Source organism: Azospirillum thermophilum (assembly GCF_003130795.1).
Classification (GTDB): Bacteria; Pseudomonadota; Alphaproteobacteria; order Azospirillales; family Azospirillaceae; genus Azospirillum; species Azospirillum thermophilum.
Window position 1 is genome coordinate 68,663 of sequence record NZ_CP029352.1, and the last position, 22,204, is coordinate 90,866.

Annotated in this window: 24 protein-coding genes; 4 read left to right on the forward strand and 20 right to left on the reverse strand. The window is 69.9% G+C overall.

Features of this window, described 5'->3' with window-relative positions:
• The first annotated feature begins 225 nt into the window (after nt 1–225).
• Nucleotides 226–378: a hypothetical protein gene (locus DEW08_RS30915; RefSeq protein WP_168220213.1), complete on the forward strand. Its 153-nt coding sequence runs from the start codon at nt 226–228 to the stop codon at nt 376–378.
• A gap of 64 nt (nt 379–442) precedes the next feature.
• Here DEW08_RS30915 and DEW08_RS00315 read toward each other — a convergent pair whose 3' ends face one another.
• A complete protein-coding gene (locus tag DEW08_RS00315) occupies nt 443–907 on the reverse strand; it encodes a response regulator (protein WP_109323560.1) in 465 nt (154 codons plus the stop codon).
• 235 nt (nt 908–1,142) lie between these two features.
• Between DEW08_RS00315 and DEW08_RS00320 the strand changes: the two genes are divergently transcribed.
• Nucleotides 1,143–1,370, forward strand: a complete 228-nt coding sequence (locus tag DEW08_RS00320) for a hypothetical protein (RefSeq protein ID WP_109323561.1) — start codon at nt 1,143–1,145, stop codon at nt 1,368–1,370.
• Between the two features lie 12 nt (nt 1,371–1,382).
• On the opposite strand, the gene DEW08_RS00325 is transcribed toward DEW08_RS00320, so the two are convergent.
• Nucleotides 1,383–2,408 carry a TauD/TfdA family dioxygenase gene (locus DEW08_RS00325; RefSeq protein ID WP_109323562.1) on the reverse strand — a complete coding sequence of 342 codons (1,026 nt, stop codon included), beginning with the start codon at nt 2,406–2,408 and terminating at the stop codon, nt 1,383–1,385.
• A 16-nt stretch (nt 2,409–2,424) separates the two neighbouring features.
• Nucleotides 2,425–3,639: an MFS transporter gene (locus tag DEW08_RS00330; RefSeq protein WP_109323563.1), complete on the reverse strand. Its 1,215-nt coding sequence runs from the start codon at nt 3,637–3,639 to the stop codon at nt 2,425–2,427.
• 88 nt (nt 3,640–3,727) lie between these two features.
• Between DEW08_RS00330 and DEW08_RS00335 the strand changes: the two genes are divergently transcribed.
• On the forward strand, nt 3,728–4,642 hold the full coding sequence (locus tag DEW08_RS00335; protein ID WP_109323564.1) for a LysR substrate-binding domain-containing protein: 915 nt from the start codon (nt 3,728–3,730) through the stop codon (nt 4,640–4,642).
• Between the two features lie 27 nt (nt 4,643–4,669).
• On the opposite strand, the gene DEW08_RS30920 is transcribed toward DEW08_RS00335, so the two are convergent.
• The 11 genes from DEW08_RS30920 to DEW08_RS00385 all read right to left on the reverse strand — a co-directional run bounded on the left by DEW08_RS30920 (nt 4,670) and on the right by DEW08_RS00385 (nt 14,520).
• Nucleotides 4,670–4,822: a hypothetical protein gene (locus DEW08_RS30920; protein ID WP_168220214.1), complete on the reverse strand. Its 153-nt coding sequence runs from the start codon at nt 4,820–4,822 to the stop codon at nt 4,670–4,672.
• A gap of 88 nt (nt 4,823–4,910) precedes the next feature.
• A complete protein-coding gene (locus DEW08_RS00340; RefSeq protein ID WP_181449409.1) occupies nt 4,911–5,894 on the reverse strand; it encodes an NAD(P)H-dependent flavin oxidoreductase in 984 nt (327 codons plus the stop codon).
• A gap of 5 nt (nt 5,895–5,899) precedes the next feature.
• Nucleotides 5,900–6,670 (reverse strand): oxepin-CoA hydrolase, alternative type, encoded by a 771-nt coding sequence (locus tag DEW08_RS00345; protein WP_245986032.1) that lies wholly within the window; start codon nt 6,668–6,670, stop codon nt 5,900–5,902.
• Nucleotides 6,671–6,678: 8 nt separating this feature from the next.
• Nucleotides 6,679–7,122, reverse strand: coding sequence for a PaaI family thioesterase (locus DEW08_RS00350; RefSeq protein WP_109323572.1), 444 nt, complete (start codon nt 7,120–7,122; stop codon nt 6,679–6,681).
• Nucleotides 7,123–7,135: 13 nt separating this feature from the next.
• Nucleotides 7,136–7,858 (reverse strand): ABC transporter ATP-binding protein, encoded by a 723-nt coding sequence (locus tag DEW08_RS00355; RefSeq protein ID WP_109323573.1) that lies wholly within the window; start codon nt 7,856–7,858, stop codon nt 7,136–7,138.
• Nucleotides 7,842–8,555, reverse strand: a complete 714-nt coding sequence (locus DEW08_RS00360) for an ABC transporter ATP-binding protein (RefSeq protein ID WP_109323574.1) — start codon at nt 8,553–8,555, stop codon at nt 7,842–7,844. The genes DEW08_RS00355 and DEW08_RS00360 overlap by 17 nt, the downstream gene beginning before the upstream one ends.
• On the reverse strand, nt 8,542–9,510 hold the full coding sequence (locus DEW08_RS00365) for a branched-chain amino acid ABC transporter permease (protein ID WP_109323576.1): 969 nt from the start codon (nt 9,508–9,510) through the stop codon (nt 8,542–8,544). Before DEW08_RS00365 ends, DEW08_RS00360 begins: the two co-directional genes overlap by 14 nt.
• Nucleotides 9,507–10,385 carry a branched-chain amino acid ABC transporter permease gene (locus DEW08_RS00370; protein WP_109323577.1) on the reverse strand — a complete coding sequence of 293 codons (879 nt, stop codon included), beginning with the start codon at nt 10,383–10,385 and terminating at the stop codon, nt 9,507–9,509. The genes DEW08_RS00365 and DEW08_RS00370 overlap by 4 nt, the downstream gene beginning before the upstream one ends.
• A 139-nt stretch (nt 10,386–10,524) precedes the next feature.
• A complete protein-coding gene (locus DEW08_RS00375) occupies nt 10,525–11,700 on the reverse strand; it encodes an ABC transporter substrate-binding protein (RefSeq protein ID WP_109323578.1) in 1,176 nt (391 codons plus the stop codon).
• Between the two features lie 70 nt (nt 11,701–11,770).
• Nucleotides 11,771–13,372 (reverse strand): class I adenylate-forming enzyme family protein, encoded by a 1,602-nt coding sequence (locus DEW08_RS00380; RefSeq protein WP_245986034.1) that lies wholly within the window; start codon nt 13,370–13,372, stop codon nt 11,771–11,773.
• Nucleotides 13,369–14,520, reverse strand: coding sequence for an acyl-CoA dehydrogenase family protein (locus tag DEW08_RS00385; protein WP_109323579.1), 1,152 nt, complete (start codon nt 14,518–14,520; stop codon nt 13,369–13,371). The genes DEW08_RS00380 and DEW08_RS00385 overlap by 4 nt, the downstream gene beginning before the upstream one ends.
• A 296-nt stretch (nt 14,521–14,816) precedes the next feature.
• Here DEW08_RS00385 and DEW08_RS00390 point away from each other — a divergent pair, with 296 nt between their 5' ends.
• Nucleotides 14,817–15,515 carry a glutathione binding-like protein gene (locus tag DEW08_RS00390; protein ID WP_109323580.1) on the forward strand — a complete coding sequence of 233 codons (699 nt, stop codon included), beginning with the start codon at nt 14,817–14,819 and terminating at the stop codon, nt 15,513–15,515.
• A 57-nt stretch (nt 15,516–15,572) separates the two neighbouring features.
• Here DEW08_RS00390 and DEW08_RS00395 read toward each other — a convergent pair whose 3' ends face one another.
• From DEW08_RS00395 to DEW08_RS00420, 6 genes are all read right to left on the reverse strand, one after another.
• Nucleotides 15,573–16,985, reverse strand: a complete 1,413-nt coding sequence (locus DEW08_RS00395; protein WP_109323585.1) for a sigma-54 interaction domain-containing protein — start codon at nt 16,983–16,985, stop codon at nt 15,573–15,575.
• Between the two features lie 249 nt (nt 16,986–17,234).
• Nucleotides 17,235–18,149 (reverse strand): branched-chain amino acid ABC transporter permease, encoded by a 915-nt coding sequence (locus DEW08_RS00400; protein ID WP_211107102.1) that lies wholly within the window; start codon nt 18,147–18,149, stop codon nt 17,235–17,237.
• Between the two features lie 63 nt (nt 18,150–18,212).
• Nucleotides 18,213–19,100 (reverse strand): branched-chain amino acid ABC transporter permease, encoded by an 888-nt coding sequence (locus tag DEW08_RS00405; protein WP_109323587.1) that lies wholly within the window; start codon nt 19,098–19,100, stop codon nt 18,213–18,215.
• A gap of 85 nt (nt 19,101–19,185) precedes the next feature.
• A complete protein-coding gene (locus DEW08_RS00410; RefSeq protein WP_109323588.1) occupies nt 19,186–20,388 on the reverse strand; it encodes an ABC transporter substrate-binding protein in 1,203 nt (400 codons plus the stop codon).
• 137 nt (nt 20,389–20,525) lie between these two features.
• The gene (locus DEW08_RS00415) at nt 20,526–21,248 is read right to left on the reverse strand and encodes an ABC transporter ATP-binding protein (protein WP_109323590.1); all 723 of its coding nucleotides are present in this window, start codon (nt 21,246–21,248) and stop codon (nt 20,526–20,528) included.
• Nucleotides 21,241–21,996, reverse strand: a complete 756-nt coding sequence (locus tag DEW08_RS00420) for an ABC transporter ATP-binding protein (protein ID WP_109323594.1) — start codon at nt 21,994–21,996, stop codon at nt 21,241–21,243. The genes DEW08_RS00415 and DEW08_RS00420 overlap by 8 nt, the downstream gene beginning before the upstream one ends.
• Nucleotides 21,997–22,204 lie beyond the last annotated feature (208 nt).

Here is a 22,204-nt window from a genome sequence, read left to right on the forward strand (position 1 = left end):
GAAGCGGTGCGGCGGACCCGGTACGGGGGCGGGCCCGGCGAAGCCTGACGGGCAAAGCCGGCACCCGCCCCGCGGATCCGTCACAACAGCGGTTCGGCCCGATCGTCGCAGACTCCCCGACGGCAGGCCCCTGATGATTATCAACCGAATGATTGGGGAAGTGAACCTATCGCCTCTTCGCCTGTTGTCCTGGTCCGGGAGAACTTTTCACGCGATGGAGCCGCCATGAGCCAGGATCGCCAATGGGTCATTCTCGACCCCGCCAACGGGGCCGAACCCGAGACGCTCGAGGACAAGGCGCAGGAGGCCGACCTGCCGGGCGGGCCGGCGACGGCCGTTCCCGCCACCGCCGTCGATGCGGACAGGCCCGCCGAATAGGCGGGCCTTGCCGTTCACGGCCTTTCCGTTCGCAGAGGTGGCGGCGCCGGACGCCGCGTTCCCTTCAGGCGCTGTGCGCCCGGTGGGCGCCGGCAGGCTCCGCCGTCATCTCGGCCAGGGCCGCCTGGGACCGGAACAGCTCCAGCGACGGCGGGATGTAGCTGGGGCGCAGGCCCCCCAGGAGTTCGCCGACCGCGCCGATGGCGTCGACCAGCGCATCGGGCATCACCGGCTTGCGCAGCAGGCCGATGGCGAAGTCGCGCGCGGCTTCCCCATGATGGTCGAAGCCGGTGAGCAGCAGCGAGGGGATCCTGTTGTCCTCCCACAGGCGGCGGGCCAGCGTCAGCCCGGTCTCGCCCCCGGCGAGATAGACGTCGACGAGCGCGAGGTCCGGACGCTCCCTGGCGCCAAGGCGGGCGGCTTTGTTCGCATCACGCAGCGGCCCGACGACCGTGTAACCGGCATTCTCCAGCACAGCCTTCACGGCCGGACCGATCAACGGATCGTCTTCCACGACGAGCAGCTTCAAGGCACGTGCTCCCAAAAGGAATTCCCGGACCCGGGCCGCGCCCCGTCGCATCGGGCAGGGCGGGTCGAACCGCCCATGTTTGTCGCGGCCTGTCCCGGTTCAAGAGGCCGGAGGGGTATCACCCTTTGAACCGGCCGGGGTCGGGAGCAAAACACACCATCCGCCTTGTTTGTTGCTTCTGAGGAACGACGCTTCGGAACAGCGTCGCCTTGGCAGAACGACAGGGGAGCAGGGCATGAGGTTTGTCGAGCTGACCGATACCGCCGGGGCCGCCGTGATGCTGAACGGGGCCGGCGTGCTGTTCCTGCGCGCCGCCGCCGACGGCATCACCGAGATCCATCTGTCCGGCCGTGCGGAGCCGCTGCGGGTCGCCCTGCCGCTGGACGACGTGGCGAGGGCGCTGGAGGATGCCGTGCCGGAACCGCGGGAGCCGCCGGACCCGACGATGGCGCTGCTCTCCTGACCATGGACGGCCTCACCTGCCGGTCTCCAGCGCCTCGGCACGGACCGTCGACACCATCGGGAACCCCATGGCCTCCCGCCGCTCCTCCCCCCGCATGCGGATGCGCAGCAGATGGCGCTGCCGGTCGCTGAAGGCGGTGCGGGCATGCAGCGCCCGGTGGTTGTCGGCGACCAGCAGGCTGTCCCGCGGCATGGCGAAGCGCACGGCATGCGGGGTGCGGACCAGTTCCGCCTCCAGGACCCGCACCGCGGCCTCCGCCTCGGCGCTGCGGTAGTCCGGAAAGTGGGACCAGCCGTCGAGCAGCGTATCGCGGCGGTAGCGCACGCCGGGGCAGGAGGAGAAGACCGGGGCGACGGTGGCCTGGACCACGCCCGGCCGCCGGTCGGTGGAGAAGACGCTGGGCACCCGGAAGGGAAGCGGCTGGCCTTCCAGCACCTGCCGGGCCCAGCGGGTCTCCGGCCCGTCCAGCGCGTCGCGGACGGCCTCGCCGTCGCACAGGATCGACAGGCCGCCGCCGCAGCGGGCGGGCGTCATCACATAGAGCGCGATCCAGCGCTCCGGTGCCGGATAATACTGCGTGTCGGTGTGGAACGCCGCCTCGCCGTCATGCTCCGAGAAGGTGGCGTAGTAATCGCCCGCCGTGCGGCGCGGCACCACGTCCCAGACGATGCGGCCGTCGCGGGCATCGGTCGGCGACGGCATGCCGATGCAGGCGGCCAGGGCATAGAGCAGCCGCGCCCGCCGGTCGGCGTCGAACCCGCCGAGCCCGAGTTCCGGCACGAAGGCCGCGCAGCCGGCGGCCTGGAGGTTGGCCTGCAGATGGTCGACGAAGGCCGCCATGCTGGGGGCCACGCTGCGCAGGTCGTCCCGCAGGGTGGCGGCCACCTGCTCCGACCGCAGGCCGGTGATCTCCTGGTAGGGAGCGGCGTAGCGGTGGTAGGAGTCGAGCGTTTCCAGGATCACCGCCGCTTCGGCATCCCATCGCGGCACGAGGTGGGGCGCCACCACGGCGACGCCCGCGCGCATGAAGTCCTGCATCGGTTCCCCTCCAGTTTCAGGCCTTGCGCTTGTCGGGGCGGCGGGTGCCGCCCGCCGCCGGCGCGGCCCAGGCCAGTGCCGCCAGCGACAGTTGCAGCGCCGCGACGAGGCCGAGGCAGCCCGCCCAGCCGAAGCGCGGCCACAGCAGGGCCGGAGCCATCGAGCCGAGGCTGCCGCCCAGATAGTAGAAGAAGAGATAGCCGCCGCTCGCCCGCGCCCCGGACGCCGCCGGGCAGAGGCTGAGCGCGTGGGCCAGCACCGCCTGCACGAAGAAGACGGCGGTGCTGAAGGCCACGAGACCGGCGATGATCGCCGCCGGCAGATCGGTCAGCGTCGCCAGCAGGCCGCACCAGGCGACCGCCGCCGCCGCCGCGACCGCCCGGGCGTGGCCGATCCCGGTGACCACCTGCCGCGACCCGTGCACGAAGGCGAGCGACGGCAGGAAGACGAGGTAGAGACTGCCGAGCGCCGCCGTGCTCCAGCCGAAGGGCGGCTCCGCCAGCCGGAAGGCGATGTAGGTGAAGACCGCGATCTGCGAGAAGAGCAGGGCGAACCCGCCGGCATAGACCGCCGTCAGCGTCGGCCCGCCCCCCTGCCGCCGCTCCCGCGGCGCCGCCCCACGCCGCCCCGCCGGACCGCCGCGGAAGCCGGCGAGCGCCAGCAGCACCGCCAGCCCGTGCAGCGCGGCCAGCGCCAGGAACGCCGGGGCCCAGCCGAACGCCGGCACCAGCGACGCCGGCAGCAGCCGCCCGATCACCCCGCCGCAGACCGTCCCCATCACGTAGGTCGCGGAGATGCCGAGCGCGGCGCGGGCGGAGGGCTGCCGCTCAATGCTGGTCAGCAGGGCGGACAGCACCATCGGCATGGCGATCCCCTGCACCGTCCGCAGCACCAGCAGCGCCGGGAAATCACCGGCCACCGCAAGCCCGGCGTCGAGCAGCCCGAGCAGGGCGAGCCCGGCGAGCAGCGCCCGCCGCGGCCCCGCCCGCTGCACCAGCAGTCCGGCCAGCGGCGACGCCACGGCGAGGCCGAGGGTCGTCGCGGTCAGCAGGGCCGCGCATTCCTGCACCGACAGCCCGTGCAGCCTCTGCAGCTCGGTCCCCAGCGATTGCGTGAGGTAGAGGCTGCTGAAGCCGACCATGGCGCAGCCGAGCATCACCAGATGGTCGCGCCACCGTCCGGTGGAGCCGGTTGCGTCAAGGCCGGCGAGGCTGTCGGGTGAGGCGGTCATGCGGCGATGCTAGACACGCGCCGAAGCCTGTGTGAAATACTACCTTTGATGGCTGTGAGACGGAAATCGGATCACCGGGACGGCCCTGATGGACTTTCGCCAGATCACCTGCTTCGTCGCCGTGGCGGAGGAGCTGCATTTCGGGCGCGCCGCCGCCCGGCTGAACCTGTCGCAACCGCCGCTGAGCCAGCAGATCAAGGCGCTGGAGGACCAGCTCCGCGTCCGCCTGTTCGACCGCAACCGCCGCGGCGTGCGGCTGACCGCGGCGGGGGAGGCCTTCCTGCGCTACGCCTACCAGGTGCTGCGCACGGCCGACGCGGGGGCGGAGGCGGCGCGCCGGGCGGCGAGCGGCGAGGTTGGGGCACTGCGCATCGGTTATTCCGCCTCGGCGCTCTATTCCGACGATGTGCTGCGGGCCATCGTGCGCTACCGCCGCCGCTATCCGGCGGTGGACATCCGGCTGGCGGAAGGCACCACCCGCGCCAACACGCACGAGCTGGAGGCCGAGCGCATCGACCTGGCCCTGGTCCGCGGGCCGCTGCCGGAGCTTGTCCGCGACTGGCCGGCGGAGCGGCGGGTCGTCGTCTCGCGGGAACGGCTGCTGGTCGCGCTGCCGCAGGACCATCCCCTGTCGGACCGCGACACGGTATCGCTGGAGGAGTTGCGGGAGGAGCGTTTCGTCACCATGGCGCGGCATCTCGGCACCGCGCTCAACGACCTGCTCGACCGGCTGTTCGACGCCGCCGGCATCCGCCCGCAGGTCGCGCTGGAGACGGCGGAGATGGCGTCGCTGCTGGGGCTGGTCGGAGCGGGGGCCGGCATCGCCGTCGTGCCGGCCGCGGTGGCGCGCCACCGCTCCCACTACATCGTCTTCCGCCCGCTCACCGACCGCGATGCGGAGGTGGAACTGTTCCTGCTCCTGCCGCCCAACCCGGTGCCGACGGCCTGGAACCTGCGCGCGGAGCTGGCAGCCGGGAGCGAAGGCGCGACGCCCCCGCCCTGACCGGTCCGGCATCCATGGCCGCCGGCATCACACGTCGTAGACCGGACCCGGCGTGTTCTTGTTCTCGCCGCCGCGGCGCTGCTCTTCCTTTTCGGTCAGGCTGCGCTCGCCGCCGGTCCGGTCCTTCTGCGGCTTGTCGGTCTGCGGCTGCTGGTCCGGCTGCTTGGGCTTGTCGGACATGGTGACGGTCCTCCTGGAGGTTGCGGGATCATTCCTCCGTCCAACAGGCGGACCGCCGCTGTTGTTGCCCCCGGATCGCCGCCGGAGGTTATCGCCGCACCACCGCCGACAGCCGGTCGATCGCCCGTTCCGCCTCCGCCTCCAGCCGGGCGACGATGGCGGCGAGAGGCTCGATGCGGTCGGCGAAGGCGACGGAGTGGCCGACCGACAGGGCGCCGCGGCTGGTGTCGCCCGTCTCGTAGGCGACCCGGCCGAGCTTGCCCGAGACATGCGGCAGCAACGTCTCCAGGCTGCCCTCCCCGGCCGCCTCGATGGCCGCCACCTGCCGGCTGGTCTCGTTGCGCAGCACGCGCATGGTGTTGCGCAGGCTCGACAGGATCAGCTCGGTCCCCGTCTCGTCCGTCTCGATCAGCCGCCGCTTGAAGTCGGGGTGCGCCCAGATCTCCTCGGCGACCAGGAAGCGGGTGCCGATGGTCACCCCCTCCGCCCCCATGGCGAGCGCCGCGACGAGCTGCTCGCCCGTGCCGATGCCGCCGCCGACCGCGACCGGAACCGGCACGTCGCGCGCCGCCAGCACCGCCTGCACGATGCTGCCGACGAGGTCGAGGCCGGGATGGCCACCGCATTCCGCTCCGACCACCGTGACGGCGTCGGCCCCCACCGCCGCCGCCTTGCGGGCGAAGCGGACCGCCGGCACCTTGTGGATCACCTTGATCCCGGCGGCGTGCAGACGGGGGATGTAGGCCTCCGGACTGCGGCCGGAGGTCTCGACGAAGCGCACCTCCTCCCGGACGATCAGGTCGAAGATGGCGTCCGTCCGCTCCCCCTGCACCAGCTTGGGCAGCATCGAGACGTTGACGCCGAAGGGCGCGCCCTCGCACAGGTCGCGGCAGCGGCGGATCTCGTCGCGCAGGCCGGCGTCGTCGGGAAAGCTGGCGGCGGTGATGAAGCCGATCATGCCGGCCCGGCCCGCCGCCGCCACATAGTCGGCGTTGGCGAGCCAGTGCAGCCCGCCCGCCACGATGGGCAGGCGGATGCCGAACAGGTCGGTCAGGCGGGTGCGGAACTCCATGCCGCTCACCCCCGCGGGAAGCGGGCCGGCCGCTTCTCGAAGAAGGCGGCGATGCCCTCGGCCGCCTCGGGATGGCGCAGCGCCTCGGCGAAGAAGTCGGCCTCGCGGTCGAGCTGGGCGTCGGGCGCGCCGAAGCCGGCCTCGATCAGCGCCTTGGCGCGGCCGATGGCGACCGCCGGCCCGTCGGCCAGCCGCTCCGCCCAGGCCATCGCCTCCTGCAGCGCCGTGCCCGGCGCCACCACCCGGTTGACGACGGCGAGCTGGGCCAGCCGCTGCGTACCGATCCGCCCGCCCTCGAACATGATCTCGGCGGCGAGCTGCGGCGTCACCGCCCGCGTCAGGAAGGCGGAGGCGCCGCCATCCGGGTTCAGCCCGACCTTGACGTAGGCCAGCGTGAAGACCGCATCCTCCGCCGCCACGATCAGGTCGCAGCCGAGCGCGATGGAGAAGCCGGCCCCGGCCGCCGCCCCCTCGATGGCGGCGACGATCGGCTTCGGGCAGGTCCGCATCGCCCGCACCCAGCCATGGAAGCGGTCGAGATTGCCGCGGATCACCGCCGGGTCGGCCTGCGCGTTCTTCATCAGCCGGCCGAGATTCCCGCCGGAACAGAAGGTGCCGTTGGCCCCCGTCAGCACCACCGCGCCGATCCCCGGATCCTCGGTCGCCCGGATCAGCGCGTCGCGCGCCGCCTCCATCATCTCCGGACCCAGCGCGTTCTTGGTCTCCGGCTGGTCGAGCGTCAGAACCAGAACCCGCCCCGCCTGCGTAACCGTCACCTGCCCCGTCATAGCTGCGTTCCCTCCGCCGATTCGCTTCCCGGCCTGTATTTGAACATGCCCTCCGCGGTGGCCAGCAGGGCGCCGGTCCCGCGGTGGCGGACCTCGCCGGCGGCGCCGATGATCTTCCGGCCTCCCCCGCGCAGTCGCCCTATGACGTATACGTCACCCTCGCGCGCCTGGCCAAGGAAACTTGTGGACAGCGACAGCGTCACCACCCGGCGGACGCGGCCGGGAAAAGGGCAATAGGTCGCCGAGAAGCCCATGGCGGTGTCGAGCAGCGTGGTCAGCACCCCGCCATGCACCACGCCGGCGCGGTTGAGGTGCCGCTGGTCGACGGGCATCTCCAGCTCCGCCTCGCCCTCCTGCCAGCGGACCAGCCGGTAGCCCAGCAGCTTCTGGAAGCCGGACGGCTCCTCCCCGTTCAGCAGATCCACCAGCTCAGCGGTCATGGACGCTTTCCCCTCAGGCAGCCGTTTCATGCGCGAAGTAGAGCGCATGCAGGCGATCCAGATCCACCCGGTCGCCGCGCTCCGACATCACCACCTTGCCCGACTGCATCAGATAGACCTGGTCGGCGATCTTCAGCGCCCGGCTGGTGTTCTGCTCCACCAGCACGATGGTCATGCCCTGGTCGCGCAGGCGGCCCAGGATGCGGAAGATCTCGTCCACCACAACGGGCGCCAGCCCCAGCGACGGCTCGTCGATCAGGCAGACGCGCGGCTGTTCCATCAGCCCGCGGCCGATGGCGAGCATCTGCGCCTCGCCGCCCGACAGCGTGCCGGCGATCTGGTGGCGGCGTTCCACCAGACGGGGGAACATCTCGAACACCATCTCCTTGTTGCGCTTCCAGTCGCGCCGGCAGCCGCGCGGGAAGGCCCCCATCATCAGGTTGTCCTCCACCGTCATGTCGGGGAAGATCATCCGGCCTTCCGGGATCATCACGATTCCGCTGGCCACGGTGTCCCAGGTCTTCGCCCCCCTGCGGCTGGCGCCGTCGACGCGGATGTCGCCGCCCTCGACCGGGATCAGCCCCATGACGGCGCGCAGCAGCGTCGTCTTGCCCGCCCCGTTGGGGCCGACGATGACGGTGGTCTTGCCGGCCTCCACCGTCAGCGAGACGTCCCACAGCACGTTGATCGCGCCATAGCCGGCGCGCAGGCTTTCGATCTCAAGCAGCGGCTTCACCGGTATAGCTCCTGATCACTTCGGGGTCGCGGAAGACGGCGTCGGGCGTGCCGTCGGCGATGATCTGGCCGAAATTCAGCACCAGCACCCTTGGGCACAGCGCCGTGACGGTGGGGATGTCGTGCTCGATCACCACCATGGCGAGGCGGAAGCGCTCGCGCACCGCCGCCAGACGCTCCATGAAGGCGCGCTTGCTGTTGGTCTCCAGCCCGGCCAGCACCTCGTCCAGCAGCAGCAGGCTGGGGTTGGTGGCGAGCGCCTTGCCGACCTCCAGCGCCTTGTGCTCGGTCAGCGCCAGCTCGGTCGTGGCGTCGCGGTCGGCCTTGCCGGCGAGGTTCAGGATGTCGAGGATCTCGTCGATGCGCTCGGGATCGACCGTCCCGGCGCCGAAGCGCTGGGCGACGATCAGGTTCTCGCGCACCGTGCAGTGACCGAGCGGCCGGGGAATCTGGAAGCTGCGCCCGATGCCGAGCCGCGCCCGCTTCCATTCCGGCAGCGTCAGCAGCGACCGGCCGCGGAACTCCAGCCGGCCCTCCGTCGGCTTCACCACGCCGGAGATGACGTTGAACAGCGTGGTCTTGCCCGCCCCGTTCGGCCCGACGAGGCCGATGGTCTCCCCCTCGGCGACCGAGAAGCTGGCGCTCTTCAGCGCCTGCACGCCGCCGAAGCGGACCTGCACCCCCTCAAGCGTGAGCATGGGCCTGCACTCCTTCCTTCTTGCGGCGGCGGCGGCGGACCAGCAGAGGCATCAGGCCGCCGGGGCTGAACAGGATCATCACGCACAGCAGGGCGCCGAGGACGAGCTGGTGCCCGTGCGGCATCAGCTCCTTGAAGACGAGCTGGTCGAGCAGGTAGATCGCCAGCGACCCCACCACCGGCCCCCACACCGTGCGGTAGCCGCCGAAGATCGCCGCCGCGATCGGCAGCACGGTCCAGGTCGAGGCGAAGGCGTAGTCCGGCTGCAGGAAGCTGATGAAGTGGGCGTTGAAGGCGCCGACCACCCCGGTGATGAAGGCCGACAGCACCAGCATCGCCGCCTTCAGGTGCGTGCTGGGCACCCCGACGACGCGGGTCGCCTGCTCGGTGTCGTGCATCGCCTTCAGCGCCAGCCCCCAGGCGCTGCGCCGGATGGCGTCATAGGCCAGCGCCGCCAGCACGACGATGGTCAGCACGATGAGGTAGCCGCCGGTCTTCTCGCCGAACTCCACCCCCATCACGGTCGGGAAGCGCGGGATCGACAGCAGCCCGCCGGCGCCGCCGGTGACCGGGGTCATCTCGGTCGCCAGGATCTGGAAGATGTGGGCGTAGGCCAGCATCGCCAGCGCGAAGTAGGGCCCCTTCAGCCGCAGCGCCGGCATGGTGGCGACCGAGGCGACGGCCGCCCCGACCCCGCCCAGCACCATCGCCGCGAAGACCGGCACCCCCAGCTTCATCGCCAGCACCGCCGAGACGTAGGAGCCCACGCCGAAGAAGGCGGCGTGCCCGAAGCTGACCATGCCGCCCAGGTTGCCCAGCAGCGCCCAGGCCACCGAGACGCCGGCGATGGTCAGGGCGGCGACGATCAGGCCGAGGATGTAGGCGTTGCCGCCGAAGACCAGCGGCACCCCGACATAGGCGAGCGCCAGGACCGCGATCAGAACCACTGCTTTCATCGGGCGAGCGCCTTTCTGCCGCCGAACAGGCCCGAGGGCGAGACGAACAGCACGACGAGGAAGAGGATCATCCCGGCCAGCTCCTGCAGCGAGGCCGAGAAGAAGGTGACGGTGAGCGATTCGATCACCCCGATCATCAGCGCGCCGACCAGCACGCCGGGGATGGAGCCCAGTCCGGCCAGAACGGTGATGATGAAGGCCTTCACCGTCATGACGTGGCCCAGCGCCGGGAAGATCGTCTTGCCGGTGTAGATCGCGATGCCGGCGAAGGTGGCGAGCAGGGCCGCCAGCAGGAAGGACAGCACCTCCGTCTGCCGCGGGTTGACGCCCATCAGCTTGGCCGCGTTGCGGTTGGACGACAGCGCCCGCACGGCGCGGCCCTGCCAGCTGTGGTTCAGCCACCAGTAGACGCCGGCCATCAGCGCGAGGCCGCCGACGAAGAAGACCACCTCCGCCCGCATGGCGAACAGCGTGTCGGCGATCACCATCGAGTCCTGGAACCAGGCGTCGGTCGTCGAATGGATGTCGGCCGCCCAGATCATCAGGATGGCGTTGGTCAGGATGATGCCGATGCCGAAGGTCAGGATCAGCGAGTTGATCTCGCGGTCCTCCTCGATCCGGCTGAGCAGCCCGTAGATCGCCGCCGAGGTCGCGCCGACGATCAGCAGGGCGAAGGGGATCGCCGCGACCGGGTTCATCCCGTAGCGTGACTCCGCCGCATAGGCGATGTAGGCGGCCAGCAGCACGAGTTCGCCGTGGGCCAGATTGATGACCCGCATGGTGCCGAACACCAGCGCCAGCCCGACCGCCACCGTGGCGTAATAGCCCCCGGCGAGCACGCCGGAGAACAGGGCCTGAAGGATCAGTTCGAACATGTTGCGCCTTTCGCTGAGCGCTGCGTCACCTCTGTGACGGGGGCGGGACGAGGGGGACGTCCTTGCGGGACTGGCGGGGTCGCGCCGGTGCCGCCCCCTCACCCTCCCTCTCCCCCTGGCGGGGAAGAGGGGGACCGGATCACCACGGAACGCCGGGGAACCTCATCGCGCCGTTGGCGGCGTCCTTCGGCCACACCAGCACGACCTTGCCGGTCTGGTGCTGGCCCATGCGGTGGGAGAAGTTGGTGTTGTCGCCCTTGGCGTCGAAGGTGACGCGGCCGATCAGCGTCTGCGCGTCGGTCCTGCGCAGCTCGTCCGCCAGGCCGCCCTTGGCCAGCGTGCCGGCCTCCTCGGCGCGGACGATGGCGTCGATCAGCAGGCGGGTCTGCACATAGCCGAACTGGCCGAGATAGTCCGGCTCCTTGTTGAACAGTTTCTTGTATTCGGCCGCGAACTCCAGCGCCTCGGGCTGGGTGAACTCCACCGGGTAGGGCAGCATGGAGGTGCCGTAGACATTCTCCATCAGGTCGGGGAATTCCTTGGCCATCTGGGCGGTCGCCAGCGACCAGACCCCGACCACCGCCTTGACCTGGGGCTTCAGCACCTTGGCGGCGCGCAGAATGCCGACATAGTCGTTCTCGTAGCCCACCATGGCGATGGCCTCGGAGCGGTCCTGCAGCTTCACCTTGTTCAGCAGCGGCTTGAAGTCGCTGGTGGCGGCGTCGAACTCGTGCATGCCGACAGTGACGCCCTTGGCCGACAGGGCGGACTGCACCTGCTTGGCGAGGTTGGTGGTGGCGTCCTTGTTCAGATAGACGACCGAGACCTTCTTGACGCCCATGTCCTCCAGCAGGCCGATCATGGCCTTGGCGTAGCCCTCGGAGTTGTTGATGCGGAAGAAGGTGGGATAGCCGCGGGCGGTCAGCTCCGGCGTCACGCCGCCCGAGGTGATGTAGACGACGCCGGCCTTCTGCGCCGCCTCGGACGCCGGTCCGATGATGTTGGAGCCGTAGCCGCCGGTCAGCGCCACCGCCCCGTCGCCGATCAGCCGCTCCACCGCGGCGACCGCCTTGGCCGGATTGGTCTCGTCGTCGATGGTCGAGACCTTGAAGCTGTGCTTGCCGGCATAGGCACGGTTGGCCATCTCGATCGCCACGGCGATGCCCTCGTGCATGCCCTGGCCGACGCGGGCGAGGTTGCCGGTCAGCGGCAGCTCGGAGCCGAGCAGGAACTCCTTCGCCTGGGCCAGCGAGGAGGCGCCGAGCGCCACGCCGAGGGCGACGGTGGCGGCCAGTTGGGTGAGCGTCCGTTTCATGCAGCTTTTCCTTCCCGGTCTGTCGTGCACCCGTCGCGCGGGCGCGTAATTATTGATTGCGGGCGCCGCGTCAGGCGCCGTTTCCCGCTCCTTGCGCCATCACCTCGGCGGCGAGGCCGCGCAGGCCGCTCTTCAGCAGCTTGCCGGTCGGGCTGGCCGGCAGGGCGTCCAGCGCGACGATGCGCGCCGGCCGCTTGTAGGGGGCCAGCCGTTCGGCGGCGAAGGCCTTCAGCTCCTCCTCGGTCGCGCCGCGGCCGGGAACGAACTGCACGAAGGCGACCACCTCCTCGTTGCCCGCCGCGGCGACGCCGACCACCGCGGCCAGAGTCACCGCGGGGTGGCTGGTCAGCACGCCCTCGACCTCCTCCGGGTAGACGTTGAAGCCGGAGCGGATGACGATCTCGCGGATGCGGCCGACCACGGCGATGCAGCCGTCCGGCTCCTGCCGCGCCACGTCGCCGGTCTTCAGCCAGCCGTCGTCGGTCAGCACCTGGCTGGTCAGCGCCGGCTCGTGGTAGTAGCCCAGCATCACGTTGGGCGCCTTCACCCACAGCTCGCCCGGCTCGCCGGCCGGCATGTCGCGGCCGGTGGCATGGTCGACGAAGCGCACCTCGATCAGCGGCAGCGGCGGACCGATGGAGGTGTCGGCGCGCGGCGCGTCCAGCCGGGTCTGCGTCACGGTGGGGGAGCATTCCGTCAGGCCGTAGCCGTTGTGCAGCGTCAGGCCGAAGGTCGCCTCGACCTCCTGCTTCAGCTCCAGGTCCAGCACCGAACCGCCCGACGACAGGTAGCGCAGGTGCGGCGCCTGCGGCGGCGAGCCGGTGACCTTCAGATGCTCGATCAGCTTGGCGTACATCGCCGGCACGCCCTGGAAGACGGTGATGCCGTCCTCGCGCAGCGCCCGCCACACGTCGGCCGGGGCGAAGCGGGCGATGGTGTGCAGGCAGCCGCCGGCATAGAGCGTGCCGAGGCAGGTGGAGGCGAGGCCGAAGACATGGCTGACCGGCAGCACCCCATAGGTGTGGTCGGCCCCCGTCAGGCCGCGCATGTGGCCGGACACCGCCGCGACGAACAGCAGCCCGCGGTGGGACAGCATCACCCCCTTGGGGTGGCCGGTGGTGCCGGAGGTGTAGATCAGCGCCCCGACCTGCCGCGCGCCGTCGAGATGGACCGGTTCCGGCTCGGCCTCCAGCAGCGGGCCGACCGCCATCGGCGGCAGGTCGCCGTCGCCGAGCGGCTCCGCCCCGCTGCGCCGGGCATGGGCCGCCGCGTCGGGGGAGATGGCGTCGGTGAAGACCATCCGGCGCGGCCGGCAATGGTCGCGGATGGTGTCGATCTCGCGGTCGGACAGCCGGGCGTTGACGATCACCGGCCAGGCGTTGCGCTCGCTCGCCGCCATGATCAGCGTGACCAGCGCCAGCCCGTTCTCGCCGACGATCATCAGCCGGTCGCCGCCGCGCACGCCCAGCCGGTCGAGGTGCCCGGCCATCCGGCGGATCGCCTCGCCGAAGCGGCGGTAGCTCCACTCCTCCCGGCCGTCGTTCAGCGCGGGGGCGTCGGGGGTCGTCTCGGCCCAGGCGAGGGCGGGGTGGCTGATGCGCCGCGGCAGCGCCGCCACCATCTCGGCGAAATCGGGGGCGGCGAAATCGGGAGTTTGCGCGGCCACGGTCACCGGGCCTCCCGGATCATGTTGCGGGCGATGACGAGCTGCTGGATCTGCGTCGTGCCCTCGTAGATGCGGAACAGCCGCACGTCGCGGAAGAAGCGCTCGATGCCGTAGTCGGCGATGTAGCCGGCGCCGCCATGGATCTGCACCGCCCGGTCGGCGACGCGCCCGACCATCTCGGCGCAGAACAGCTTGCAGCAGGCGGCATCGGTGCTGACGGTCTGCCCGGCATCCTTCCTGCGCGCCGTCTCCAGCACCATGCAGCGGCCGGCATAGGCCTCGGTCCGGCTGTCGGCCAGCATCGCCTGGACGAGCTGGAATTCGGCGATCGGCTGGCCGAACTGCTTGCGCTCCATGGCGTAGGCGAGGCTGTCGCGGATCAGCCGCTCGGCCGCCCCGACGCAGACGGCGGAGATGTGCAGGCGGCCGCGGTCCAGTACCTTCATCGCCGTCTTGAAGCCCTGCCCCTCCTTGCCGCCCAGGATGGCGCTGGCCGGGACGCGGCAGTCCTCGAAGATCACGTCGCAGGTGTGGGCGCCCTTCTGGCCCATCTTCCGGTCGTTGGGGCCGAGCGACAGGCCGGGGGTTCCGGCCTCCACCAGGAAGGCGCTGACGCCGCGGGCGTCCCGGCTTTCCAGGTCGGTCCGGGCGAAGACGGTGAACAGGCCGGCGTGCGGCGCGTTGGTGATGTAGCGCTTGGTGCCGTTCAGGACGTAATGGTCGCCGTCGCGCCGGGCGGTGGTGCGCAGCGAGCCGGCGTCGGAGCCGGCCTCCGGCTCGGTCAGCGCGAAGGAGCCGATGATCTCGCCGGCGGCCATCCCGGGCAGGTATCGGCGCTTCTGCTCCTCGGTGCCGTCGATGACGATCCCCTGCGAGCCGATGCCGTTGTTCGTCCCGATCAGCGAGCGGAAGGCCGGGGAGGTCTGGCCGATCTGGAAGGCGACCTGCACCTCCTCCTCCATCGACAGGCCGAGCCCGCCATACTCCTCCGGGATGGACAGGCCGAACAGGCCCATCGCGCGCATCTCCTCGACGATCGCCGGGGGAATCTCGTCCTCTTCCGCGACCTTGTGCTCCAGCGGCACCAGCCGCTCGCGCACGAAGCGCGACAGCGTGTCGAGAAGCTGGTCCAAGACGTCCTTTTCCAAAGCCATTCTCGTCTCCGTCCCGGGAGCGCCGGCGCCCCGTCCCCGTCTGCCGCCCCAGTGTCCGGGTGCCGGCAAGGACGCCGCTCCTTTGTTCGCTGGGGACACTGACAGACCGCCGGAGCCGAGTCAACGGCAATGAAATTTAATTCCGTATGGTGAAACTTGTTCCGCTTTACCGTCGGATTCGCCGGGACGACAGGGGGCGCAGGGCCGCCCCGCGTCCGGCCGCTCTTGCCAGGAGGCGGCGCGCTGCTACGCTCTTGCGCAATTCCCGGACCACCGGGACCACAGGAGGGACAGGCATGATCGAGCTGTATTACTGGCCGACGCCGAACGGCCATAAGATCACGATCTTCCTCGAGGAGGCCGGCCTCGATTACGAGATCAAGCCGGTGGACATCCGCACCGGCGACCAGTTCAAGCCGGAATTCCTGGCCTTTTCGCCGAACAACCGCATGCCGGCGATCATCGACCGCGCGCCGGCCGACGGCGGCGAGCCGATCAGCGTCTTCGAATCCGGTGCCATCCTGCTCTATCTGGCGGAGAAGACCGGCAAGTTCCTGCCCTCCGACATCCGCGGCCGGAAGACGGTGACGGAGTGGCTGTTCTGGCAGATGGGCGGGCTCGGCCCGATGGCCGGGCAGAACCACCATTTCACGCAGTATGCGCCGGAAAAGATTCCTTACGCCATCGACCGCTATGTGAAGGAGACCGGCCGGCTCTACGGCGTGATGAACAAGCGCCTCGCCGACAACGCCTATCTGGCCGGCGCCGATCTCTCGATCGCCGACATGGCCTGCTATCCCTGGATCGTCCCGCACGAACGCCAGCAGCAGAACCTGGACGATTTCCCCCACCTGAAGCGCTGGTTCGAGGGGATCAAGGCGCGCCCGGCCGTGGTCCGCGCCTATGAGAAGGGCGTGGTGCTCGCCACCACCCCGACGGTGACGGAGGAGAGCAAGAAGATCCTCTTCGGCCAGTCCGCCTCGACGGTGCGCTGACCGGCGCGGTCCGGTCCCTCTCCCGCCCCGCCCGCGCGGGGTGCGGGAGGCCCCGGCTCACCCGTTGGCGCCCAGCCCCAGCGAGACCATCCGCTCGTAGAGCGAGGCGCGGGAGATGCCGAGCAGCTTGGCCGCCCGCGCCTTGACTCCGCCGGTCGCCTCCAGCGCCGCCGCGATGGCCGAGCGCTCGGCGTCGTGCAGCACCTCCGACAGGGGCCGCGCCCCGGCCTGGAGGGGAAGGCCGGCCGGCCTGGCGCCCTGGCCGCCCGGCAGCACGCCGCGGATATGCTGGGCGGTCAGGATCGGCGCGTCGGTCAGCGCCATCACGCGCTCCAGCGTGTTGTAGAGCTCGCGCACATTGCCGGGCCAGTCATACTCCCGCAGCACGTCCACCGCCGATTCCAGCAGCTCGCGCGGCGGCGTGCCCTGCTGGATGGCAAGCTGCTCCAGGATGCGGTCGGCGATGCTCTCGATGTCCTCCGGCCGTTCGCGGAGCGGCGGCACGGTGATCGGCACCACGTTGAGGCGGTAGTAGAGGTCGGCGCGGAACTGCTTGTCGCGCACCAGCGCATGCAGGTCGCGGCTGGTCGCGGCGATGATCCGCACATCCACCCGCATCACCTTGTTGGAGCCGAGCGGCTCGATCTCCCGCTCCTGCAGGACGCGCAGCAGCTTGGCCTGCAGCGGCAGCGACATGTCGCCGATCTCGTCGAGGAACAGCGTGCCGCCGTTGGCGAGCTGGAACTTGCCCTCGCGGTGGCGGCGGTCGGCCCCGGTGTAGGCGCCGGGCGCCACGCCGAAGAACTCCGCCTCCAGCAGCGTCTCGGGGATCGCCGCGACGTTGACCCCGACGAAGGGACGGGAGGCGCGCGGGCTGGCGGCGTGGATGGCCTGGGCCAGCAGCTCCTTGCCGGTTCCCGTCTCGCCGAGCAGCAGGACGGTCGAGTCCATCTGCGCGGCGCGGCGGCCCAGCCGCTTGATCTCGCGCACCGCCTCGCTGGTGCCGATGAACTGGGAGAAGGAGTATTTCGCCCGCCGCTCCTGCGCCAGCTCGGCCTGGGCGCGGCTCAGCTCCTCCTGCAATCTCTGGTACTTGGAGACCACAGGGCGGAGATATTCGGCGCGGTCGAACAGCACATAGCCGATCGCCCCGATGGTCGAGCCGTCGGCCCCCAGCAGCGGCAGCCGGATCACCACGAAGGAACGGTCGCCGAAATCCATCAGGTCGATGGGCATCGGCTGCCCCGTCTCGATCACGTGGCGCAGCATGCTGTTGGGGATCAGCTCCTCGATCGGGCGGCCGCGCGGATCCTCCGCGACGCCCAGCAGGGCCTTGTACTTCTCGTCCATCCAGGCGATGCGCCCGTTGCGGTCGACGGTGACGGCGCCGACGCACATGCCCTCCAGATGTTCGGAAAGGGACTGCACGGCGCGCTGGCGCAACGCCTCGTAATCCGCGTCACTGTCCACCCCATCCTCCCAGATCGGACCTGTATTCGTCTTATCGGCGCCGAGTTTCGCCGCATCACGGCGAATTCGCTCAACAAGGTCAGACGTCAACATCGTAATCCATCCCGGAAAGACAAGGGAAGCCACGCCTCCGGCAGGCCCCCGGCATAGGCCGGGGACTTGACGGAACCCGCTCCAGTCCCGGCGGATGCCGCCGGGCATCTCGCCGAAAGTGATACAACCGGAAATCCGGACGGCCCGGCGCCCGGCCTATCGCCGGGGCAGGCGGGCCAGCAGCTCGCCGACGATGCCCCGGCGGAAGACCAGCACGCAGACCACGAAGATGGCGCCGATCACCACCGGCACCGGCAGGCTGGTGGAGGCGAGATAGCTTTCCAGCGTCACCACGATCGCCGCCCCGACCACCGGGCCGAACAGGGTGCCCATGCCGCCGAGCAGCGTCATCAGCACCACCTCGCCCGACATCTGCCACGTCACGTCGGTCAGCGAGGCGAGCTGGAAGACGATCGCCTTGGTCCCGCCGGCCAGCCCCGCCAGTCCGGCCGACAGCACGAAGGCGAGAAGCTTGTAGCGCTCCGTCCGGTAGCCGAGCGAGACCGCCCGCGGCTCGTTCTCGCGGATCGCCTTCAGCACCTGGCCGAAGGGCGAGTTCACCGTCCGCCAGATCAGCGCGAAGCCGGCCACGAAGATCGCCAGCACCGTGTAGTACATGGCGAGCGGCTGGTTGAGGTCGATGGCACCGAACAGCAGGCCGCGCGGCACGCCCTGGATGCCGTCCTCGCCGCCGGTGAACTTGAGCTGCAGCGCCAGGAAGAACACCATCTGGCTCAGCGCCAGCGTGATCATCGCGAAGTAGATGCCCTGCCGGCGGATGGCGAGCGCACCGAACACCAGCCCCATGGCCGCCGCCACCGCGGTGCCCAGCAGGATGCCGAGCTCCGGCGCCAGCCCCCACACCTTCACCGCATGGGCGGTGACATAGGCGGCCGAGCCGAAGAAGGCGGCATGGCCGAAGCTGAGCAGCCCGGCGAAGCCGATCAGCAGGTTGAAGGCGCAGGCGAACAGCGCGAAGCACAGCACCTTCATCAGGAAGACGGGATAGAGGGCGAAGGGGGCGGCCACGGCGATCAGCAGGCCGGCCCCGCAGAGCAGCGCGGCGCGCATCAGGCGCCCGTTCTGGTCGGGAAATGTGGTCACGGGCGAAACATCCGATTGTGCGGTCATGGCTCAGCGCTCCCGTCCGAACAGGCCGGCAGGCTTGATCATCAGCACCACGGCCATGATGACGAAGACGACGATGTTGGAGGCCTCGGGGTAGAAGACCTTGGTCAGCCCCTCCAGAAGCCCCAGCGACAGGCCGGTGACGATGGCGCCGAGGATCGAGCCCATGCCGCCGATCACCACCACCGCGAACACCACGATGATCAGGTTCGAGCCCATCAGCGGGCTGACCTGGTAGATCGGCGCCGCCAGCACCCCGGCGAAGCCGGCCAGCGCGACGCCGAAGGCGTAGGTCATCGACACCATCACCGGCACGTTGATGCCGAAGGCCTGCACCAGCGTCGGGTTCTCGGTCGCCGCCCGCAGATAGGCGCCGAGCCGCGTGCGCTCGATGGCGTACCAGGTGCCGAAGCACACCACCAGCGAGGCGACCACCACCCAGCCGCGGTAGTTGGGCAGGAACATGAAGCCGAGGTTCTGGCCGCCGCGCAGCATCTCCGGGATCGGGTAGGGCTGGCCGGAGACGCCGTAGAAATGGCGGAAGGCGCCCTCGAAGATCAGCGCCAGCCCGAAGGTCAGCAGCAGGCCGTAGAGGTGGTCGACCTTGTAGAGCCGGCGCAGCATGGTGCGCTCCAGCACCAGCCCGATGGCGCCGACCACGATGGGCGAGAGGATCAGCGCGATCCAGTAGTTGATGCCGAGATAGGTCAGCAGCAGCCAGGCGACGAAGGCGCCGACCATGTAGAGGGCGCCGTGCGCCATGTTGACGACGTTCAGCATCCCGAAGATCACCGCCAGCCCGAGGCTGAGCAGCGCGTAGAAGGAGCCGTTGATCAGCCCCAGAAGAAGCTGGCCGAACAGCGCCTGGGGCGGAATCCCCAGAATGGTGGACATGTCCGTCTCCCTGCAGTCTTTATGGTGATTTGCCGGAGGGGCGGGACCGGCGCGCCGGTCCCGCCCCTCCGGATCGGTCGGTCCGTTACTTCACCAGCGGGCAGCCGCTCTTGGCCGGGTCGAGGTAGGCCTGTTCCGCCGGGATCGTCTTGACGATCTCGTAATAGTCCCAGGCGCCCCTGGACTCGTTCGGCTTCTTCACGCGGACCAGATACATGTCGTGGAACATGCGGCCGTTGGCGGCGACCTTGCCGTTCTTGGCGAACATGTCCTGGACCGGCAGCTCCCTCATCTTGGCGGCCACCTTGTCGGGATCGTCGCCACCGGCCGCCTCGACCGCCTTCAGGTAATGGCGGACCGCGGAATAGACGCCGGCCTGGACCATCGTCGGCTTCTTGCCGGCCTTCGCCTCGAACTTCTTCGACCACTCGCGGGTCTGGTCGTCGAGGTCCCAGTAGAAGCCCTCGGTGAACATCAGGCCCTGCGCCGCCTGCAGGCCCAGCGCATGGATGTCGGTGATGAACAGCAGCAGCCCGGCGAGGCTCTGGCCGCCCTGGGTGATGCCGAACTCGGCCGCCTGCTTGACCGCGTTGGTCGCGTCGGCGCCGGCGTTGGCGAGGCCGATCACCTGGGCCTGCGACGCCTGCGCCTGCAGCAGGAAGGAGGAGAAGTCGGCGGTGCCCAGCGGATGGCGCACGCTGCCGGCGACCGTGCCGCCGAGCTGCTTGACCATCTTGGTGGTCTCCTCCTCCAGCGACTGGCCGAAGGCGTAGTCGGCGGTGACGAAGTACCAGCTCTTCTTGCCCTGCTCCATCAGCGCCCGGCCGGTGCCCGCCGCCATGGCGTAGTTGTCGTAGGCCCACTGGAAGCCGTAGGGGCTGCACTGGGCGCCGGTCAGCGCGGTGGCGCCGGGACCGGACATCAGGAAGATGCGCTTCTTGTCGCGGGTGATGCCCTGCACCGCCAGCGCCGCCGCCGAGTTCGGCACGTCGGCGATGACGTCGACATTCTCGGCGTCCACCCATTCGCGCGCCTTGCTGGCGGCGATGTCGGCCTTGTTCTGGTGGTCGGCGACGACGATCTCGATCGGCGCGCCGGCGACCTTGTTGCCGAACTCCTCGGCCGCCATGCGGGCGGCGATGGCCGAGCCCTCGCCCGCCAGGTCGGCATAGATTCCGGAGCGGTCGTTCAGCACGCCGATCTTGACGGTGTTGTTGGACACCTGCGCGGTGGCGGCGGTGGAGGCCAGGGCCATCAGCGCGGTGCCGGCCAGAAGAAGCATACGCATGGTTCGTCTCTTTCCCTCGGTTTTCTCGGGTGTCGTTGCGGTCAGCGTCGGCAAGGCCCGGGGTGCCGCGCCGCCCTCCCGTCCCGCGGGAATGGCGGCGCGCCCTCGTTCATCCTGTCGTTGGAAAGGGCCCGACCTCAGACGCCGAGATAGGCGTGGAGCTTGTCCATGTTCCGGTCGAGCTGGTCGTTGGGGATCATGTCGACGACATGCCCCTCCTCCATCACGTAATGGCGGTCGGCGATGGTGGAGGCGAAGCGGAAGTTCTGCTCCACCAGCACGATGGTGAAGCCGCGCGCCTTCAGCGCCCGCACCGCGACGCCGATCTGCTCGATGATGACCGGGGCGAGGCCCTCGGTCGGCTCGTCCAGCAGGATCAGGTTGGCGCCGGTGCGCAGGATGCGGGCGATCGCCAGCATCTGCTGCTCGCCGCCCGACAGGCGGGTGCCCTGGGTGGTGCCGCGGCCCTTCAGGTTGGGGAACAGCTCGTAGATCTGCTCCACCGTCATGCCGCCTTCCTTCACCACCGGCGGCAGGGTCAGGTTCTCGTCGACGTTCAGCGAGGAGAAGATGCCCCGCTCCTCCGGCACATAGCCGATGCCGAGCCGCGGGATCCTGTGCTGCGCCATGCCGATCAGCTCCTTGCCCTGGAAGCGGATCGAGCCGCTGCGCTTGGACACGATGCCCATGATGGCGCGCATGGTGGTGGTCTTGCCGGCGCCGTTGCGGCCGAGCAGGGTCACCACCTCGCCCTGCCGCACCTCCAGGCTGACGCCGTGCAGGATGTGGCTCTCGCCATAGAAGGCGTGGAGGTCGCTGACCTCCAGCATGGCGGTCTTGGTCATCGCGCCGTCAGGCATGTCCCGTCCCCATGTAGGCTTCCATCACCTGGGCGTTCTTCGAGACCACCTCGTACGGCCCTTCGGCCAGGATTTCGCCGCGGCGCAGCACGGTGATGGTGTCGGACAGATGCGCCACCACCGACAGGTTGTGTTCGACCATCAGCACGGTGCGGTCGGCGGCGACCCGCTTGATGAGCTGGGCGGTGCGCTCGATGTCCTCGTGGCCCATGCCGGCCAGCGGCTCGTCCAGCAGCATCACCTCGGGATCGAGCGCCAGCGTGGTGGCGATCTCCAGCGCGCGCTTGCGGCCATAGGGCAGCTCGGCCGCCAGATGGCCGGACCAGGGGGTGAGGTTCACCGCCTCGATCAGTTCCACCGCCCGGTCGTGCAGGGCGTGCAGGCTCGATTCGGACTTCCAGAAATGGAAGCTGGTGCCGAGCGGCCGCTGCAGGGCTACGCGGACGTTCTCCAGCACCGTCAGGTGCGGGAAGACCGCCGAGATCTGGAAGGACCGCACCAGCCCCATCCGGGCGATGTCCGCCGGCCTGGCGCGCGTGATGTCGCGGCCCTTGTAGAGGATCTGGCCGCTGGTCGGGGTGAGGAACTTGGTGAGCAGGTTGAACACCGTGCTCTTGCCGGCGCCGTTCGGCCCGATCAGCGCATGGATGGTGCCGCGGCGGACCTGGAGATCCACCTCCTTCACCGCAACGAAGCCCTTGAACTCCTTCGAGAGTCCACGGGCCTCCAGAATGATGTCGTCGGTCATGGGTCCGGTCTTCTCCTCCCTGTCGCTCTCGGTTCTTGCGCCTTCGCGTTTTCCGGCCACGTTTTCCGGCCGCGTCTTCCAGCCGGCCCGGCTTCCCCGTCCGGCCGCGGCTGCACTCCCTCGGGACGCTGTGCCGTTTCATAAGCACGCCGCATGCCAAACTATGCGTGCAGGAAACGGATGCCCGAGATTCCTCGACTCCCGCCCG